This window comes from Streptomyces sp. NPDC050439 (genome assembly GCF_040655335.1).
Taxonomy (GTDB): domain Bacteria; phylum Actinomycetota; class Actinomycetes; order Streptomycetales; family Streptomycetaceae; genus Streptomyces.
Map to the genome: position 1 here is coordinate 205,528 of NZ_JBFAJT010000004.1, position 17,348 is coordinate 222,875.

Below are 17,348 nucleotides of genomic sequence, written 5' to 3' on the forward strand. Positions count from 1 at the left end.
GTCAGTCCACCGTGACGTAGTCGGGGCCGGAGTAGCGGCCCGTGGCCAGCTTCTGGCGCTGCATCAGCAGGTCGTTGAGGAGTGATGAGGCGCCGAAACGGAACCAGTGGTTGTCCAGCCAGTCCGTGCCCGCGGTCTCGTTCACCAGGACGAGGAACTTGATCGCGTCCTTGGTGGTGCGGATGCCGCCCGCGGGCTTGACGCCGACCTGCACCCCGGTCTGCTCGCGGAAGTCGCGTACGGCCTCCAGCATCAGGAGGGTGTTCGCGGGGGTGGCGTTGACGCCGACCTTGCCGGTCGAGGTCTTGATGAAGTCCGCGCCCGCCAGCATGCCGATCCAGGAGGCGCGGCGGATGTTGTCGTACGTGGACAGCTCGCCGGTCTCGAAGATGACCTTGAGCCGGGCCTCGCCGGAGGCTTCCTTCACGGCGCGGATCTGCTCGAACACCGTCATGTAGTCACCCGCGAGGAAGGCGCCCCGGTCGATGACCATGTCGATCTCGTCGGCGCCCGCCGCGACGGCCTCGCGGACGTCGCCGAGCTTCACGTCGATGGCGGCACGGCCCGCGGGGAAGGCGGTCGCGACGGAGGCGACCTTGACCCCGCTGTCGCCGACGGCCTCCTTGGCGGTGGCCACCATGTCCGGATAGACGCAGACCGCGGCGGTCCTCGGGGTGCCGCGGTCGGTCGGATCGGGGTTCACGGCCTTCGCGCCGAGTGCCCGGACCTTGCCCGGGGTGTCGGCGCCCTCCAGCGTCGTCAGGTCGATCATCGAGATGGCGAGGTCGATGGCGTACGCCTTCGCCGTCGTCTTGATCGAACGGGTGCCGAGCGCTGAGGCGCGTGCCTCCAGGCCGACCGTGTCGACGCCGGGCAGCCCGTGGAGGAAGCGGCGCAGCGTGCGGTCCGACGCTGTGGCGTCCGTCAGCGCGTGTGCGGTGGGGGCGGATGCATGGGGCATGGTCACGAGGGGAGCATATCTACGCGCGTAGCGGCTGTACAGAGGTGGGTCACTCCGGCGTATTGCGTCGCGCGGGCGTCCCCGCGGGAGCCCCGGAGCGGACCTCAGGCAGAATCGGGGGCATGACCGACCCCCAGCCCCCCGTGGCGGAGCCCGAGTACCCCGAGTACAAAGACCGGACCTACCGGTCGTCCGGCGGTATCGCCGGAGGCGTCCTGCTGCTCGCCCTCGGCGGCTGGCTCGGCATCGACGCGATGATCCGGGGGGAGGGCCGCACCCCGTGGCTCGCGCTCGCCGGGCTGCTCCTCGCGGTGCCGATCGTCGTCGCCTTCACCGTGCGCCCCGTCGTGTTCGCGAACGACGACCGGCTGCGCATCCGCAACCCGTTCCGGACGATCACGCTGCCGTGGGCGTCCGTGTCGGGCCTGCGCTCCGGGTACTCGAACGAGGTCTTCACCCAGGACGGCACCAAGTACCAGCTCTGGGCCGTCCCGGTCTCCCTGCGCGGCCGCAAGAAGGCCGCCCGGAGGAAGTCCCAGGGGATGGCCGCGGGCGATCCGAGCGTCGGCGGACCGGGCCTGCGCGCCTCGATGAAGTCCGGCCGGCAGGCGCCCCCGCGCGCCGCGGGGGACCAGATCATGGACGACCTGCGCTCCCTGTCCGAACTCCGCGCCACCGCGAAGTCCGCCCAGGGCGAGCCCGAGGTGCGCTGGGGCTACGAGATCCTGGCGCCCGCCGTGGCCGGGGCGGTGCTGCTCGTGGTGTTGCTGGCCGTGGGGTAGCGCTGCGCGGCGGTTCCCACGGCGGTTCCTACGGCGGTTCCTACGGCGGGTTCTACGGAGGGCCCATCCAGGCCAGCAGCATGTGGCCGCCGAACGCCGCCGAGGTGAGCGCCGCGGTCGCCGTCACCGTCACGGCGACGTGCGTCCGCGCGCGGGACAGCGCCGCCGCGAGGGGCAGCAGCAGGGGGAAGCCCGGGAGCAGGAAGCGGGCCCGGGGGAAGTAGACCCCCTTGCTGCCCAGCACGATCAGGAGCAGCAGGCCCGTGAAGACGAGGAGCGGCAGCGGCTGCCGGTCACCCACCGACAGGACGAACAGCGCCGCCGACGCGAGCAGCGTCGCCGTCACCATCATCAGGAACAGCTGCGGCCGCTGTTCCGACAGCAGGTCCGTCGCGGTCCGCAGCGTCGCCGCCCCGCCGTCCCACTCGTTGCGCCACAGCTTCTGTACGGCGAAATAGCCGTCCCAGCGGCCCAGTCGCAGCCCCACCCAGCCGACGTACGAAAGCCAGCCGAGCGGGGCGAGCAAGGCCCCCAGGAGCATGCGTACGCTGCCTGTGCCGCCCACTTCGCTGCGCGCACGCCAGAGCGCGAGCAGGGCCGTCAGGGACACCGCCGCCGCCAGCGCCACTCCCGTGGGGCGGGTCAGCCCCGCGAGCGCGGCCAGCGAACCTGCCCAGATCCAGCGGCCGGTGAGCACGGCGTACAGCGCCCACGCGGTGAGCGCCGTGAAGAGCGACTCCGTGTAGCCCATCCACTGCACCAGCGCGACGGGGAGCGAACCCCACAGGACGGCGAGCAGGACGCCCGCCCTGCGTCCGTGCAGGCGGTCGCCCACCGCGAAGATCCCCCATGCCGCGAGGAACGAACACGTGACGGCGATCGCGAGCCCCACGGCCCCGCGCGGCTCCGGGACGAGCAGGCTGCCCGCCCTGATGAGCAGCGAGTGCAGGGGGAAGAAGGCGAGGTTGTTCGCGTCGATCTGGGTGCCCAGGGTGTCCGCGTACCCCTTGTCGGCGATCTTCAGATACCAGTCGCAGTCCCACGACTCCGCCAGCAGATGCCAGACGTCCCGGTGCTCCCTGCGCGCCCACACGGCGAAGACGAGGGCGCCGAAGAGGCGTACGGCCCCGTATGCGAGGAGTGCGGGCGTCGCGTGGCGCAGGGCGCGTACGGCGCGTGCGCGGCGGCCGGGGGAGCGGCTTGGAGTGCTGCGGGGGTGGCGGGACGGGGCGACGACCTGGGGCGTCGCGGCGGGCGCCGATGCGGTCGAGGTGGTCTCAGGGGTCGGTCCGTACGGCACTGCGGCAGCTCCAGGAACGTGATCGTGCGCTGCCGGTCACCCTTCCCGGGGGACCGGCGGCGCACTGGATCACTGCGGCGGCTGCGCCGATCGAACCACCCGGACGGGTGGCCGCCTGTGCCCTAGATGCCCGCGGCGGCGGACAGGTCGCGCTTGATCGCCGCGAGGAGCTCCGTCGCCTCGGTGCGGGCGGCGGGCAGCCCGTCCTTCGCCGAGACAGGGACCACGACCTCCAGGTAGCACTTCAGCTTCGGCTCCGTGCCGCTCGGGCGCACGATGACGCGGGCGCCGTCGAGCGTGTAGCGCAGGCCGTCCGTGGGCGGCAGCGTGTCCGTGCCCTGCGTCAGGTCCTCGGCCTTCGTCACGGGCAGGCCCGCGAGCGACGTCGGGGGCTGCTCGCGCAGACGCCGCATCGCATCCGCGATCAGGGAGAGGTCCTCCACGCGGACCGACAGCTGGTCGGTGGCGTGCAGGCCGTGCTCCACGGCCAGGTCGTCCAGGAGGTCCAGGAGCGTGCGCCCCTGCTCCTTCAGCTCGGACGCCAGCTCGGTGAGGACCAGTGCCGCCGTGATGCCGTCCTTGTCGCGTACGCCTTCGGGGTCCACGCAGTAGCCGAGGGCCTCTTCGTAGCCGTAGCGCAGACCCTCCACGCGGGCGATCCACTTGAAGCCGGTCAGGGTCTCCTCGTATCCGAGACCCGCCTTCTCCGCGATCCGGCCGAGCAGGGACGAGGAGACGATCGACTCCGCGAACGTGCCGCGTGCGCCTCTGCGCACGAGGTGCGCCGCCAGGAGTGCGCCGACCTCGTCGCCCCGGAGCATGCGCCAGTCGGCGCCGTCCTTGACCGCTGCCGCGCAGCGGTCCGCGTCCGGGTCGTTGGCGATGATCAGGTCCGGGTCCACCTCGCGGGCCTTCGCGAAGGAGAGGTCCATCGCGCCCGGCTCCTCCGGGTTGGGGAACGCGACGGTCGGGAAGTCCGGGTCGGGCTCCGCCTGCTCGGCGACGAGCTCCGGGGCGGGGAATCCCGCCCGCTCGAACGCCGCGAGGAGGGTGTCCTTGCCGACGCCGTGCATCGCCGTGTAGACGGTGCGGGCGGTACGGGGGGAGTCCGGGGACAGGACGGCGTCCGTGCGGGCCAGGTAGGCGTTCAGGACGTCGTCGCCGAGGGTCTCCCAGCCGGCCTCGGGGCGGGGTACGTCGTGCAGGCTCGGCACCGCGTCGATCTGCGCGGCGATCTCCGCGTCCGCGGGCGGCACGATCTGGGAGCCGTCGCCGAGGTAGACCTTGTAGCCGTTGTCGCGCGGGGGGTTGTGGCTCGCCGTCACCTCCACGCCCGCGACCGCGCCGAGGTGCCGTATGGCGAAGGCGAGTACGGGGGTGGGGAGCGGGCGGGGGAGCACCGCCGCGCGGAGTCCGGCGCCGGTCATGACGGCGGCGGTGTCGCGGGCGAAGTCCGCGGACTTGTGGCGGGCGTCGTAGCCGATGACGACGAGGCCGTCGGTCTGACCCTGGGCCTTCAGGTACGCGGCGAGGCCTGCTGCCGCGCGGATGACCACGGAGCGGTTCATGCGCATGGGGCCCGCGCCGAGTTCGCCTCGGAGGCCGGCGGTGCCGAACTGGAGGGTGCCGCTGAAGCGGGCGGCCAGCTCCGCGGTGTCCGCGGTCTCGATGAGCTTCGCGAGTTCCTCGCGGGTCTCGGGGTCCGGGTCCTCGGCCAGCCAGGCCTGGGCCCGCGCGATGAGTTCAGAGTCGTCCAGCACGGTTCTTCAGCCTCTCGTATGCGGGGTTCTGTGCGGGCCGGGTATGGCTACCCGAGCCCGGGGCGGGTGCGGGGTGCCCGGGCGGTCCGGGGCGGCCCCCGGTGCGTCTACCCGTTGCGGTCCGGGGGCTTGCCTGGCTTGGGCCGCGGGTGCGTCGGTCTGGTGCGGCCCGGTGGGGCCTTTCGTACCACCGCTTCGCGGCGGATCTTTCCCGCCCACCCACCCGTTCACCCCGCGGCGGCAAGGGCTTACGCACCCGCCCGACGCTCCGGGGCAATCGGGCGGGTGGGCGGGAAGGCCTGTGCGGCAACCAGCGCTCCGGGCCACCCAGGCACAGTGCAGGGGCGCTCCCCCGGGGGAAAGCCCCCGGCCACCCGAAGCGCCCCACAGGGCAAGGCACCCGCCGGGCAAGGCACCCGCCGGGCAAGGAGCCCGCCGGGCAAGGAGCCCGCCGGGCAAGGCACCCGCCCCGGGCAAGGCACCCGCCGGGCAAGGCACCCGCCCCGGGCAAGGCACCGGCCCCGGGCAAGGCACCCGCCGGGCAAAGAGCCCGCCAGGCCAAGGCGCCCCGTCAGGCAACGCCCCCCGCAGGGGGAAAAACTAGATGCGCCCCAAGACGTCGCCCAGGAGTTCGCCCATGCGCGTGGCGCTGTCGCGGCCCGCCTGGAGGACCTCCTCGTGGTTGAGGGGCTCGCCCGTCATGCCCGCGGCGAGGTTCGTGACCAGGGAGATGCCGAGCACCTCCGCGCCGGCCTCGCGCGCGGCGATCGCCTCGAGGACCGTCGACATGCCCACCAGGTCCGCACCGATGGTGCGGGCCATGCGGATCTCCGCCGGAGTCTCGTAGTGCGGGCCGGGGAACTGCGCGTAGACGCCCTCTTCGAGGGAGGGGTCGATCTCCTTGCAGAGGGTGCGCAGCCGCGGGGAGTACAGATCCGTGAGGTCCACGAAGTTCGCGCCGACGATCGGCGACGTGGCCGTCAGGTTCAGGTGATCGCTGATCAGGACCGGCTGACCGGGACGCATGCCCTCGCGCAGACCGCCGCAGCCGTTCGTCAGCACGATCGTCTTGCAGCCCGCGGCCACCGCCGTACGCACGCCGTGCGCGACGGCGGCGACGCCACGGCCCTCGTAGTAGTGGGTGCGGCCCAGGAAGACGAGGGCGCGCTTCTCGCCGATCTTGATGGAGCGGATGCGGCCGCCGTGTCCCTCCACCGCCGGCATCGGGAAGCCGGGCAGATCAGTGACGGGGAACTCGGCGTCGGGCTCGCCGAGCGCGTCCACGGCCGGGGCCCAGCCGGAGCCCATCACGAGGGCCACGTCGTGGGTCTCGGCGCCCGTCAGCTCACGCAGGCGCGTGGCGGCGGCGTCGGCGGCGGCGTACGGGTCGCCCTGGTCGTCCGAAATAACTGAAGCGTTCACGCGGACGAGAGTAGCCGCTCTCGCCCTACGCGCGTAGATGACGATGCCCACGGGATTCGGATCGTTGTCTTGTCGTTTCCGACGAGAGCCACGGGAGGCGAGCGGAAGGCCCTAGCAGGGCCGCTTGCGCAGCTCCATCACGTAGTCGTGCGGCGCCCCCGCGGTCTCCGCCGCGTCGGCCAGCTCCCCGAGATAGCGCGCGGACGGCAGGCCGCCCTCGTAACCATTGAGGACGTACACCCAGGCGGGTTCCTCGCCGTCCAGGGTGTGCACCCGCACCCGCATCCTGCGGTAGACGTCGAGCCCCACGCCCTCCCAGCGGTCCATGGAGTCCTCGTCCATGGGGGCGACGTCGTACAGCGTCACGAAGACCTGCGAGCGAGGCGCCTCCACGATGGTGGCGAGCGCGCCCTCCCACCCCATGTGCTCCCCGCCGAACGTCAGCCGCCAGCCGTTCAGCCAGCCCGTCTGGCGCAGCGGCGAGTGCGGGGCGCGGCGGGACATGAGCCGCGGATCCAGATTGCCGGCGTACGCGGCGTAGAGCGACATGTGGTCGAGGGTACGGCAGGCGACGCGTGCGTCCCCCCGGTGCGCACAGGCCCCGCCAGTAGGCAGAACGGCCGGATGGAGCCCCCGGGGCGAAGCACCTTGAAGCGTGCGGGACAATGGAGTACGTGACTCGGATCGTGATCATTGGCGGCGGACCCGGCGGATACGAGGCGGCACTCGTTGCCGCCCAGCTCGGCGCGGAGGTGACCGTCGTCGACTGCGACGGTCTGGGCGGGGCGTCGGTGCTCACCGACTGCGTCCCGTCCAAGACTCTGATCGCCACGGCCGAGGTGATGACCACCTTCGACTCCTCGTACGAGGAGCTGGGCATCATCGTCGCGGACGACACCCCGCACATCGACACCCCCGCCCGCGTCGTCGGCGTGGACCTCGGCAAGGTCAACCGCCGTGTGAAGCGCCTCGCGCTCGCGCAGTCCCACGACATCACCGCGTCCGTCACGCGTGCGGGCGCGCGCGTGCTGCGCGGCCGTGGCCGCCTGGAGGGCCAGCAGGACACCGACGGCTCGCGCAAGGTCATCGTGCGCGCGGCCGACGGCACCGAGGAGACCCTCGTCGCCGACGCCGTGCTGATCGCCACCGGCGGGCACCCGCGCGAGGTCCCGGACGCGCTGCCCGACGGCGAGCGCATCCTGAACTGGACCCAGGTGTACGACCTGGACGAGCTCCCCGAGGAGCTCATCGTGGTCGGCTCCGGTGTCACCGGCGCCGAGTTCGCCGGCGCCTACCAGGCGCTCGGGTCGAACGTCACGCTCGTGTCGAGCCGCGACCGCGTGCTGCCCGGCGAGGACCCGGACGCCGCCGCCGTCCTGGAGGACGTCTTCCGCCGCCGCGGCATGAACGTCATGTCACGCTCCCGCGCCGCCTCCGCCAAGCGCGTGGGCGACCGCGTGGAGGTGACGCTCAACGACGGCCGCGTCATCTCCGGCACGCACTGTCTGATGGCCGTGGGCGCCATCCCGAACAGCAGCGGAATGGGCCTGGAGGAGGCCGGGGTCCGGCTCAAGGACTCCGGGCACATCTGGACCGACAAGGTCTCCAGGACGTCCGCTCCCGGTGTGTACGCCGCCGGTGACGTCACCGGCATCTTCGCGCTCGCCTCCGTCGCCGCCATGCAGGGCCGCATCGCGATGTACCACTTCCTGGGCGACGCGGTGACGCCGCTGAACCTGAAGACCGTCTCGTCGAACGTCTTCACCGACCCCGAGATCGCGACCGTCGGCTACAGCCAGTCCGACGTCGACGGCGGCAAGATCGACGCCCGCGTCGTCAAGCTGCCGCTCCTTCGCAACCCGCGCGCGAAGATGCAGGGCATTCGCGACGGATTCGTCAAGATCTTCTGCCGTCCCGGTACGGGCATCGTGGTGGGCGGTGTGGTCGTCGCACCGCGCGCCTCGGAACTGATCCACCCCATCTCGATCGCGGTCGACAACAATCTGACGGTCGAGCAGATCGCGAATGCGTTCACCGTGTATCCATCCCTTTCGGGCTCGATCGCCGAGGTCGCGCGTCAGCTCCACACGCGGAAGTCGGCGGGCGAAGCCTGATCGCGGACCGATCGTCGGTTGAACGCCGAATGATCGGGGCAGGTCCGGGGTAACAACTCCGCGCAGGTCACGGGCTGTTGTCGCCCATTCCCTCGGCATAGGCGGGGGGAGTAGGCACCTATACCACTTCCCACCCTGTCGTGCGAACAACTTCTGTAATTCGGCGCAAACTGCTGAAAGCAGACGGTCGTTGGGGTTACTGTCAGTTTCGTGTTCGCTGCAGAACGTCGCCAATTGATCCTCGAAATGGTGCGGGCCAACGGAGCTGTATCGCTCCGGGAGCTCGCCCGCGTCGTCCAGACCTCCGAAGTGACCGTACGGCGGGACGTGCGCGCGCTGGAGGCAGAAGGACTCCTCGACCGCAGACATGGCGGTGCGGTATTGCCGGGCGGATTCACGCGGGAGTCCGGCTTTCCGCAGAAATCACATCTCGCGACCGCCGAGAAGACGGCAATCGCCGATCTCGCGGCGGGACTCGTCGAAGAAGGCGAAGCCATCGTCGTCGGGGCGGGTACGACCACGCAGGAGCTGGCCCGACGGCTCGCGCGGGTGCCCGGTCTGACCGTCGTCACCAATTCCCTTCTGGTGGCACAGGCCCTGGCTCATGCCAACCGCGTCGAGGTCGTCATGACCGGCGGCACCCTGCGCGGTTCCAACTACGCGCTCGTGGGAAGCGGGGCCGAACAGTCCCTGCAGGGCCTGCGGGTCTCGCGCGCCTTCCTGTCGGGCAGTGGTCTGACCGCCGAACGCGGGCTCTCCACGTCCAACATGCTCTCCGCGAGCGTGGACCGTGCGCTCGTCCAGGCCGCGGCCGAGGTCGTGGTCCTCGCCGACCACACCAAGCTCGGCACCGACACGATGTTCCAGACGGTGCCGACGGACGTCATCACGCGCCTGGTCACGGACGAACCGCCCACGCACGACGACCGCGCGGCCACCGAGCTGCAGGCCCTGGCCGATCAGGGCGTGCAGATCGCCGTCGCCGGCGGGGCCGCGAGCCCCAACTCCGGACCGGGGGTGGATTCCGTCCCGGCGCGGCAACCGCGTCGGGACGTGCCACTGCCGGGACAGCGCCGTAACCACGGCGGTCACGGGGCGGGACCCGGGGCGCAGTTGCGCAGTGCGGTGCTCGGGGAGCAGCAGCCCGGGGAGCGGGCCGCGCGGGTGGCGGATCTACGCCGCCGCTGAACCGGCCGTGGCCGCCGGGACCGGACCGCGGTCTTCGGGTGCCGGTCCCTCGGCCTTCAGGCCGCGCAGGGTCAGCATCAGGAGACGGTCGGCCAGCTCGGGCTCGTCGGGGGTCTCTTCGGCGGCCAGCGCGATCGCGTTGGTCAGCTGCATCAGGTCGCCGATCGAGACGCCCTGGCGTACGGCGCCGGCCTCCTGGGCCCGCACGAGCAGGGCCGTGCCCGCCTCCCGCATGGGCCTGCTGCATCGGGAGAGTGCCGAACTGTCGTCGTGCGACGCCGACATGAGGGCGCGGGAGAGCCCGCGGTACTCACCCGCATGAGTGATGATGGCGCGCAGCCAGGTCACCAGGGCCGAGCAGGGCTGCGGATCTTCGAGCAGCGCGCGGGAACGGTCCAGGAGGTCGCTCACCGCCTCTTCGAAGACGGCGCTCATCAAGGCGTGCCGGTTGGGGAAGTGGCGGTAGAGGGTGCCGATGCCTACGTTCGCGTGGCGGGCGATGTCTTCCAGCGAGGCGTCCGTGCCGTGCTCGGCGAAGGCGGCGCGGGCCTCTGCGAGGAGCCGGTCGTAGTTGCGGCGCGCGTCCGCTCTTTTCGAGCGGGGGCGCTCTTGGCGGCTCCCGGCTTCTGCCATGGCGTGCCTCCCTGACCCGAATGTACGTGTGCTTCAAGTCTGCCCGAAGCGCGGTGGCCGTCTGTCACCGGCTCCGCCGAGTTCGTCCTCAACCTCCCCCAAGCTCTTAAGGAGCAGGGGGGACCCCCACGACGGGCTGAATGCTCCGCTGGCCGGGCTGGAAGCTCCAGCCCGGCCAGCGTACGAGTAACGAGCCTCGGGTCAGTCCTTGATCTCGCAGATCACCGCGCCGGAGGTCAGGCTTGCGCCTACCTCCGCCGTGAGGCCCTTGATCGTGCCCGAGCGGTGTGCGTTCAGGGGCTGTTCCATCTTCATGGCCTCCAGGACGACGACCAGGTCGCCCTCCTGCACCTCCTGGCCCTCCTCGACAGCGATCTTGACGATCGTGCCCTGCATGGGGGAGGCGAGGGTGTCACCGGAAGCCGCCGGGCCCGACTTCTTCGCCGCGCGGCGCTTGGGGCGGGCGCCGCCCGCCGCTGCCGTGCGGGCGATGGTCATGCCCAGCGAGGAGGGGAGCGAGACCTCGAGACGCTTGCCGCCGACCTCGACGACCACCGTCTCGCGGCCCGGCTCCTCGTCCGTCTCGGCGTCGGCCGTCGCGGAGAACGCGGGGATCTCGTTGACGAACTCGGTCTCGATCCAGCGGGTGTGGACCGTGAACGGGTCGGTCGAGCCGGTCAGTTCGGGGGCGAAGGCGGGGTCCTTGACGACCGCGCGGTGGAACGGGATGGCCGTGGCCATGCCCTCCACGGTGAACTCCTCAAGGGCGCGCGCGGCCCGCTGCAGCGCCTGCTGACGCGTCGCGCCGGACACGATCAGCTTGGCGAGGAGCGAGTCCCACGCCGGGCCGATGACGCTGCCGGACTCCACGCCCGCGTCCAGGCGCACGCCCGGACCCGACGGCGGGGCGAACTCGGTCACGGTGCCGGGGGCGGGCAGGAAGCCGCGGCCCGGGTCCTCGCCGTTGATGCGGAACTCGAAGGAGTGGCCGCGCATCTCGGGGTCGCCGTAGCCCAGTTCCTCGCCGTCGGCGATGCGGAACATCTCGCGGACCAGGTCGATGCCGGTGATCTCTTCGGTGACCGGGTGCTCCACCTGCAGACGGGTGTTGACCTCCAGGAAGGAGATCGTGCCGTCGGTCCCGACGAGGAACTCGACGGTGCCGGCGCCCTCGTAGCCCGCTTCCTTCAGGATGGCCTTCGACGCCGCGTACAGCTCGGCGTTCTGGGCCTCGCTCAGGAACGGCGCGGGGGCCTCCTCCACCAGCTTCTGGTGGCGGCGCTGGAGCGAGCAGTCACGGGTGGAGACGACGACCACGTTGCCGTGCTTGTCGGCCAGGCACTGCGTCTCCACGTGCCGCGGCTTGTCGAGGTAACGCTCCACGAAGCACTCGCCGCGGCCGAAGGCGGCGACGGCCTCGCGCACCGCGGAGTCATACAGCTCGGGCACCTCTTCGAGGTTCCGGGCCACCTTCAGACCGCGCCCGCCGCCACCGAAGGCGGCCTTGATCGCGATCGGCAGGCCATGCTCCTCGGCGAAGGCGACGACCTCGTCGGAACCGCTGACGGGGTCCGGCGTACCGGCCACCAGCGGGGCACCCGCGCGCTGCGCGATGTGCCGGGCGGCGACCTTGTCACCGAGGTCACGAATTGCTTGCGGCGGCGGGCCGATCCAGATGAGGCCCGCGTCCAGAACGGCCTGCGCGAAGTCGGCGTTCTCCGAAAGGAAGCCGTAGCCGGGGTGGACCGCGTCCGCCCCCGCGTCCTTGGCCGCTGCCAGCACCTTGGAAATGTCCAGGTAGCTGGTGGCCGGAGTGTCACCGCCCAGCGCGAACGCCTCATCTGCCGCACGTACATGCAGAGCATCCCGGTCAGGATCTGCGTAGACGGCTACGCTCGCGATCCCTGCATCCCGGCATGCCCGAGCAACGCGGACAGCGATTTCGCCACGGTTGGCGATGAGCACCTTGCGCACGATGGCTCCCTCCTTGAAACAAGCCGAGTTTAGGGACTGCCGACACGACCTTTCGACCCGTCCCCAATGGTGAGCTTGCCCACACGGAGCGTGATCCGGGCCTGCCCGTACCGCGAAATCCCTTGTCGCACCACGGTACGCAGGGTCCCTTCCGGGCAGACTAACGCCCCGATGTGGCCAAGGTCTCTGTGAGAGCGTGCTGCGGCAGGGGGCCAATCTTTGTGGAGTCCCTACGAATGGCCCAATGATTCTTTGCCTTGGGCCGGGCCCTTGTCCCTCGGTTTACCCGTTAGTAGCGTTCGCGATGTCTGGCACGTAATGGCGGTAACAGCGGAAGAGGGTGGGCGCCGTGGCGCGTAGACCGGTGGCCTTGGTGGGCGCGATCGTGCTCCTGGTGGAGGCGGTGGGCATCGCACTCCTCAACTGGTTCCTCGGGCTTGTCGTGAACAAGCAGGACATGTCGCTCGCCGGGCTCGACCCGCACGCGATGTCGGTCTCGACGTGGATCGCGGGCGGCGTCTTCGGCCTCTACCTCGCGCTGTGCGGCCTGATCATGGCGCGCTCGGGGATCAGCGACCGCGCGCCGGGCCGCTTCGGCCGGCTGCTCCTGATCAGCGCCGCCGTGGTGCACGCGCTGCTCGGGGCGTTCTCGGTGGGCCTGGTCGGCTGGCCCGCCTTCGTCTTCATGATGATCGTGCTCGGCCTGATCGTCCTGACGCTCGTGGCGTACGACAGGAAGCCCGGTGGGGCCGCCGACGAGCCGCGCCCCGGCAACGGGGCAGCGGGCGGCGCCGCTCCGGAGAACGGCGCCCCACAGCCCGCCTGAGCCCCTCCGGGGCTCTCGCGTGGGTCTGCGTGGGTCTAATTCGCCCACAACTCCGTGATCCCGACGCCCAATTCGGACAGCAGGCGGCGCAGCAGCGGCAGCGAGAGGCCGATGACGTTGCCGTGATCGCCCTCGATCGAGTCGACGAAGGGGGCCGAGCGGCCGTCGAGCGTGAACGCGCCCGCCACGTGCAGGGGTTCGCCGCTCGCCACGTACGCGGCGATCTCCTCGTCGGAAGGGTCGCCGAAGCGGACGACGGTCGACGCGACCGCCGACACATGCCGGCCGGCCGCGGTGTCGTACACGCAGTGGCCGGTCTGCAGGACGCCCGCGCGTCCGCGCATGGACTTCCAGCGGGCCGTGGCCTCCTCGGCGTCGGCGGGCTTGCCGAGCGCCTGACCGTCCAGTTCGAGGACGGAGTCGCAGCCGATGACCAGGGCGCCCTTGGCGTCCGGGCGCGCCGAGACGACCGATGCCTTGGCCTCGGCCAGGGCCAGGGCGAGCTCGGCGGGGGTCGGTGCGGAGATCGCGTCCTCGTCGACCCCGCTGACGATCACCTCGGGGGCGAGACCGGCCTGGCGCAGGAGGCCGAGGCGGGCGGGGGACTTGGAGGCGAGGACGAGGCGGCGGGGCTGTCGGGGCTGATCACTCATGCGGTCAGGTTAGCGAGCCGCGGTGGACCCCCGGGCGGATGCCTTCGTGACGTCTCAGTGGATGCCCAGGACGAACATCGCGATGACCATGGCCAGGGCGAGGACGAGCCCCGCACGGCGCATCTTCACCTGCATGTCCCGCATGTCTTTCGGCGGGTTGTCCTCCGGGTCCGACCACAGCATGCAATCGATACTGCGCGCGGTGACGGCGGGGCGCCTGAGTACGCGTACTCAGGCGCCCCGGCCCGTCCCACTCATTCCCGGATCGGGGCGCCGGGCTCAGCCGGGCCAGTAGGTGCGGCCCCACGACGTCGGCCCCGGTGCGGGCAGCCGATGGCGGGCCACCCGCGCGGGGTCGGCCCATGCGTCGAGCACCGTGGGCGCGCCGGACGGCTGGTTCGCGACCGCCGCGGCGCGCGCCTGGACCACCGCGAGCGCGGCGGCCAGCTCCTCCGGGGTGGGATTGCCCCGTACGACCTTGATCATGAAGGGTCTCCTCGCTCTCCTCGCTGAGGCACGGTCCGCACGGTCTACAGGGGGATGTTGCCGTGCTTCTTCGGGGGAAGGGATTCCCGCTTCGTACGCAGCTGACGCAGGCCGCGCACGAGATGGGAGCGGGTCTCCGACGGCATGATCACGGCGTCGATGTAGCCGCGCTCGGCCGCCGTGTACGGGTTGAGGAGGCGGTCCTCGTACTCCTGGATCAGGCGGGCGCGGGTGGCCTCCACGTCGCCGGAGGCGTCGGCCGCCGCGATGGTCTTGCGGTGCAGGATGTTCACCGCGCCCTGCGCGCCCATCACCGCGATCTGCGCGGTCGGCCAGGCCAGGTTGAGGTCGGCGCCCAGGTGCTTGGAGCCCATGACGTCGTACGCGCCGCCGAACGCCTTGCGGGTGATGACGGTGATCAGCGGGACCGTCGCCTCCGCGTACGCGTAGATCAGCTTGGCGCCGCGGCGGATGATGCCCGTGTGCTCCTGCTCGACGCCCGGCAGGAAGCCCGGCACGTCGACGAAGGTGATGACGGGGACGTTGAAAGCGTCGCAGGTGCGGACGAAGCGGGCGCCCTTCTCGGATGCGTCGATGTTCAGACAGCCGGCGAACTGCGTCGGCTGGTTGGCGACGATGCCGACCGGGCGGCCCTCGATCCGGCCGAAGCCGGTGACGATGTTCGGCGCGAACAGCGGCTGCGTCTCGAAGAACTCGGCGTCGTCCAGGACGTGTTCGATCACCGTGTGCATGTCGTACGGCTGGTTGGCGCTGTCCGGGATGAGGGTGTCGAGCTCGCGGTCCTCGTCCGTCGGCGCCAGGTCCGCCTCCTCGGGGAAGGCGGGGGGCTCGCTGAGGTTGTTCGAAGGCAGGTAGGAGAGAAGGGACTTGACGTACTCGATCGCGTCCTTCTCGTCGCCCGCCATGTGATGCGCGACACCGGAGGTGCTGTTGTGGGTGCGGGCACCGCCGAGCTCCTCGAAGCCGACGTCCTCGCCGGTGACCGTCTTGATGACGTCGGGGCCCGTGATGAACATGTGCGAGGTCTGGTCGACCATGACGGTGAAGTCGGTGATCGCGGGCGAGTAGACGGCGCCGCCCGCGCAGGGCCCGACGACCAGGCTGATCTGCGGGATCACGCCGGAGGCGTGGGTGTTCCTGCGGAAGATCTCCCCGTACATCCCGAGGGCCATGACGCCCTCCTGGATGCGGGCGCCGCCGGAGTCGTTGATGCCGATGACCGGGCAGCCGGTCTTCAGGGCGAAGTCCATGACCTTGACGATCTTCTGGCCGAAGACCTCGCCGAGGGCGCCGCCGAAGACGGTGAAGTCCTGGGAGAAGACGGCCACCGGGCGGCCGTCGACGGTGCCGTAACCGGTCACGACCCCGTCGCCGTACGGGCGGTTGGCCTCCAGGCCGAAGTCCGTCGAGCGGTGCTGGGCGAACTCGTCGAACTCGACGAAGGAGCTCTCGTCGAGGAGCAGTTCGATGCGCTCGCGCGCCGTCAACTTGCCCTTGGCGTGCTGCTTCTCGACCGCGCGGGCCGAACCGGCGTGCTTGGCCTCCTCGATGCGGCGCTGCAGATCAGCGAGCTTGCCCGCAGTCGTATGGATGTCGATACCTGCCTCCGGGGCGGCGGTGGTGGCGGTGGTATCGCTTGCGGCGCTCTGCACGGGCACGTTGGGCTCTTCCGGCTCGGACATAGGGATGCGGCTCCCTGCCTGCTCAAAGGGGCGACTGGCGGCTTGCGGCTGCTGGTGATCGCTTGCTACTGACTCGTAGGGTATCGGCGTGCCTACGGATCGGCAGTGCGGCGTTTACCACACCTAAGGTGGCTTGCATGACGCCGCGAGATGCTTCAGACGACCCTTCGGACACTCCTTCCGGCACGGGTGACGGCCGGTGGTCCGACCTCGACCGACCGCCCCTGAACGCCGCGTCGCTGCGGCGTGCGCTGCTGCGGGACGGAGGGCTTTGGACCTCCCTGGATGTGGTGCCCGCGACGGGGTCGACCAACACGGATCTGGCCGCCCGCGCGGACGAGCTGCCCGAGGGGGCGGTGCTCGTCGCCGAGGAGCAGAGCTCGGGGCGTGGCCGCCTCGACCGCCGCTGGTCGGCGCCGGCCCGCTCGGGCCTCTTCTTCTCGGTGCTCCTGAAGCCGGGGCCCGCGGTCCCGGTCGCGCGCTGGGGGTGGCTGCCGCTGCTGACCGGCGTCGCCGTCGCCACGGGGCTCTCGCGGGCGGCCGGGGTGGACACGGCCCTCAAGTGGCCGAACGACCTGCTGGTGACGGTCGACGGAGAGGAACGCAAGGCCGGGGGCATCCTCGCCGAGCGGGCGGGTTCCGGGGACGGCGGCGGTGTCGTGGTCGGCATCGGCATCAACGTGACGCTGCGCGCGGACGAACTGCCGGTGCCCACGGCCGGGTCCCTCGCGCTCGCCGGGGCGGCGAGCACCGACCGGGACACGGTGCTGCGGGCGGTGCTGCGTTCCCTGGAGCAGTGGTACGGCGACTGGCGCACGGCAGAGGGCGACCCGACGGCCTCCCGCCTCCAGGAAACCTATGCCGCGGGCTGCGCGACGCTGGGCCGCAAGGTCAGGGCAGAACTGCCGGGCGACCGATCGATCACGGGCGAGGCGGTAGCGGTGGACAGCGACGGCCGCCTGGTCCTGGCCACCGGGGAAGGGGTGCAGGAGCCGGTGGGGGCGGGGGATGTGGTGCATTTGAGGGGGGTGTAGGGGAACTGCGGGGCAATTGGACGGGCGGGCGAGGCTCGTGCGTCCGGGGCTGGGGCGGGATGATCGGGGGCGCGGGCGGGTGAGGGAGGCCCGGTCGTCCGGGGTGGCTGCGGGGCCGTCGGGTGTGCGGACGGGAAAGGCGTGTTCGTGCAGGGGTAGCTGCGGGGCAGCCGGTCGGGTGGGTGAGGCTCGTGCGTCGGCGCTAGGCGCGGTTTGATCGGGCGCGCGGGCGGGTGAGGGAGGCCCGGGTGTCCGGGGGTGGCTGCGGGGCAAACGGGCGGGCGGACGGGAAAGGCTTATTCGTCCGGGGGTGGCTGCGGGGCCATCGGGTGGCGGACGGGAAAGGCGTGTTCGTGCAGGGGTAGCTGCGGGGCAGCCGGTCGGGTGGGTGAGGCTCGTGCGTCGGCGCTGGCGCGGTTTGATCGGGCGCGCGGGCGGGTGAGGGAGGCCCGGGTGTCCGGGGGTGGCTGCGGGGCAAACGGGCGGGCGGACGGGAAAGGCTTATTCGTCCG

At 71.4% G+C, this 17,348-nt stretch carries 16 protein-coding genes; 5 read left to right on the top strand and 11 right to left on the bottom strand.

Features of this window, described 5'->3' with window-relative positions; translation table 11 throughout:
* Window position 1 precedes the first annotated feature (1 nt).
* The gene (gene deoC, locus AB0I66_RS18300) at window positions 2-961 is read right to left on the bottom strand and encodes a deoxyribose-phosphate aldolase (protein ID WP_363209384.1); all 960 of its coding nucleotides are present in this window, start codon (window positions 959-961) and stop codon (window positions 2-4) included.
* A 122-nt stretch (window positions 962-1,083) separates the two neighbouring features.
* Between deoC and AB0I66_RS18305 the strand changes: the two genes are divergently transcribed.
* Entirely contained in the window at window positions 1,084-1,743 is a 660-nt protein-coding gene (locus tag AB0I66_RS18305) for a PH domain-containing protein (protein WP_363208888.1), read from the top strand.
* Window positions 1,744-1,795: 52 nt separating this feature from the next.
* On the opposite strand, the gene AB0I66_RS18310 is transcribed toward AB0I66_RS18305, so the two are convergent.
* The 4 genes from AB0I66_RS18310 to AB0I66_RS18325 form a co-directional block, all read right to left on the bottom strand.
* Window positions 1,796-2,905, bottom strand: coding sequence for a hypothetical protein (locus tag AB0I66_RS18310; protein WP_363209385.1), 1,110 nt, complete (start codon window positions 2,903-2,905; stop codon window positions 1,796-1,798).
* Window positions 2,906-3,165: 260 nt separating this feature from the next.
* Window positions 3,166-4,800: a phospho-sugar mutase gene (locus AB0I66_RS18315; RefSeq protein ID WP_363209386.1), complete on the bottom strand. Its 1,635-nt coding sequence runs from the start codon at window positions 4,798-4,800 to the stop codon at window positions 3,166-3,168.
* Window positions 4,801-5,403: 603 nt separating this feature from the next.
* Window positions 5,404-6,225: a purine-nucleoside phosphorylase gene (locus tag AB0I66_RS18320; protein ID WP_363208889.1), complete on the bottom strand. Its 822-nt coding sequence runs from the start codon at window positions 6,223-6,225 to the stop codon at window positions 5,404-5,406.
* 111 nt (window positions 6,226-6,336) lie between these two features.
* Window positions 6,337-6,774 (bottom strand): gamma-glutamylcyclotransferase, encoded by a 438-nt coding sequence (locus tag AB0I66_RS18325; RefSeq protein WP_344523525.1) that lies wholly within the window; start codon window positions 6,772-6,774, stop codon window positions 6,337-6,339.
* 116 nt (window positions 6,775-6,890) lie between these two features.
* On the opposite strand from AB0I66_RS18325, the gene AB0I66_RS18330 reads away from it, so the two are divergent.
* Entirely contained in the window at window positions 6,891-8,339 is a 1,449-nt protein-coding gene (locus AB0I66_RS18330; protein WP_363208890.1) for an NAD(P)H-quinone dehydrogenase, read from the top strand.
* Window positions 8,340-8,549: 210 nt separating this feature from the next.
* A complete protein-coding gene (locus AB0I66_RS18335) occupies window positions 8,550-9,527 on the top strand; it encodes a DeoR/GlpR family DNA-binding transcription regulator (protein ID WP_363208891.1) in 978 nt (325 codons plus the stop codon).
* On the opposite strand, the gene AB0I66_RS18340 is transcribed toward AB0I66_RS18335, so the two are convergent.
* Window positions 9,513-10,160, bottom strand: coding sequence for a helix-turn-helix domain-containing protein (locus AB0I66_RS18340; RefSeq protein WP_363208892.1), 648 nt, complete (start codon window positions 10,158-10,160; stop codon window positions 9,513-9,515). The genes AB0I66_RS18335 and AB0I66_RS18340 overlap by 15 nt on opposite strands.
* Window positions 10,161-10,361: 201 nt before the next feature.
* Window positions 10,362-12,134 carry a biotin carboxylase N-terminal domain-containing protein gene (locus AB0I66_RS18345; protein ID WP_363208893.1) on the bottom strand — a complete coding sequence of 591 codons (1,773 nt, stop codon included), beginning with the start codon at window positions 12,132-12,134 and terminating at the stop codon, window positions 10,362-10,364.
* Window positions 12,135-12,474: 340 nt separating this feature from the next.
* On the opposite strand from AB0I66_RS18345, the gene AB0I66_RS18350 reads away from it, so the two are divergent.
* Window positions 12,475-12,960, top strand: a complete 486-nt coding sequence (locus AB0I66_RS18350; protein ID WP_363208894.1) for a hypothetical protein — start codon at window positions 12,475-12,477, stop codon at window positions 12,958-12,960.
* Between the two features lie 35 nt (window positions 12,961-12,995).
* On the opposite strand, the gene AB0I66_RS18355 is transcribed toward AB0I66_RS18350, so the two are convergent.
* From AB0I66_RS18355 to AB0I66_RS18370, 4 genes are all read right to left on the bottom strand, one after another.
* On the bottom strand, window positions 12,996-13,613 hold the full coding sequence (locus tag AB0I66_RS18355; protein ID WP_363208895.1) for a nucleoside triphosphate pyrophosphatase: 618 nt from the start codon (window positions 13,611-13,613) through the stop codon (window positions 12,996-12,998).
* A 54-nt stretch (window positions 13,614-13,667) separates the two neighbouring features.
* The gene (locus AB0I66_RS18360) at window positions 13,668-13,796 is read right to left on the bottom strand and encodes a hypothetical protein (protein ID WP_363208896.1); all 129 of its coding nucleotides are present in this window, start codon (window positions 13,794-13,796) and stop codon (window positions 13,668-13,670) included.
* A 96-nt stretch (window positions 13,797-13,892) separates the two neighbouring features.
* Window positions 13,893-14,099, bottom strand: coding sequence for an acyl-CoA carboxylase subunit epsilon (locus tag AB0I66_RS18365; RefSeq protein WP_363208897.1), 207 nt, complete (start codon window positions 14,097-14,099; stop codon window positions 13,893-13,895).
* 44 nt (window positions 14,100-14,143) lie between these two features.
* Window positions 14,144-15,802 carry an acyl-CoA carboxylase subunit beta gene (locus AB0I66_RS18370; protein WP_363208898.1) on the bottom strand — a complete coding sequence of 553 codons (1,659 nt, stop codon included), beginning with the start codon at window positions 15,800-15,802 and terminating at the stop codon, window positions 14,144-14,146.
* Between the two features lie 137 nt (window positions 15,803-15,939).
* Between AB0I66_RS18370 and AB0I66_RS18375 the strand changes: the two genes are divergently transcribed.
* The gene (locus AB0I66_RS18375) at window positions 15,940-16,836 is read left to right on the top strand and encodes a biotin--[acetyl-CoA-carboxylase] ligase (RefSeq protein ID WP_363208899.1); all 897 of its coding nucleotides are present in this window, start codon (window positions 15,940-15,942) and stop codon (window positions 16,834-16,836) included.
* Window positions 16,837-17,348: the final 512 nt, after the last annotated feature.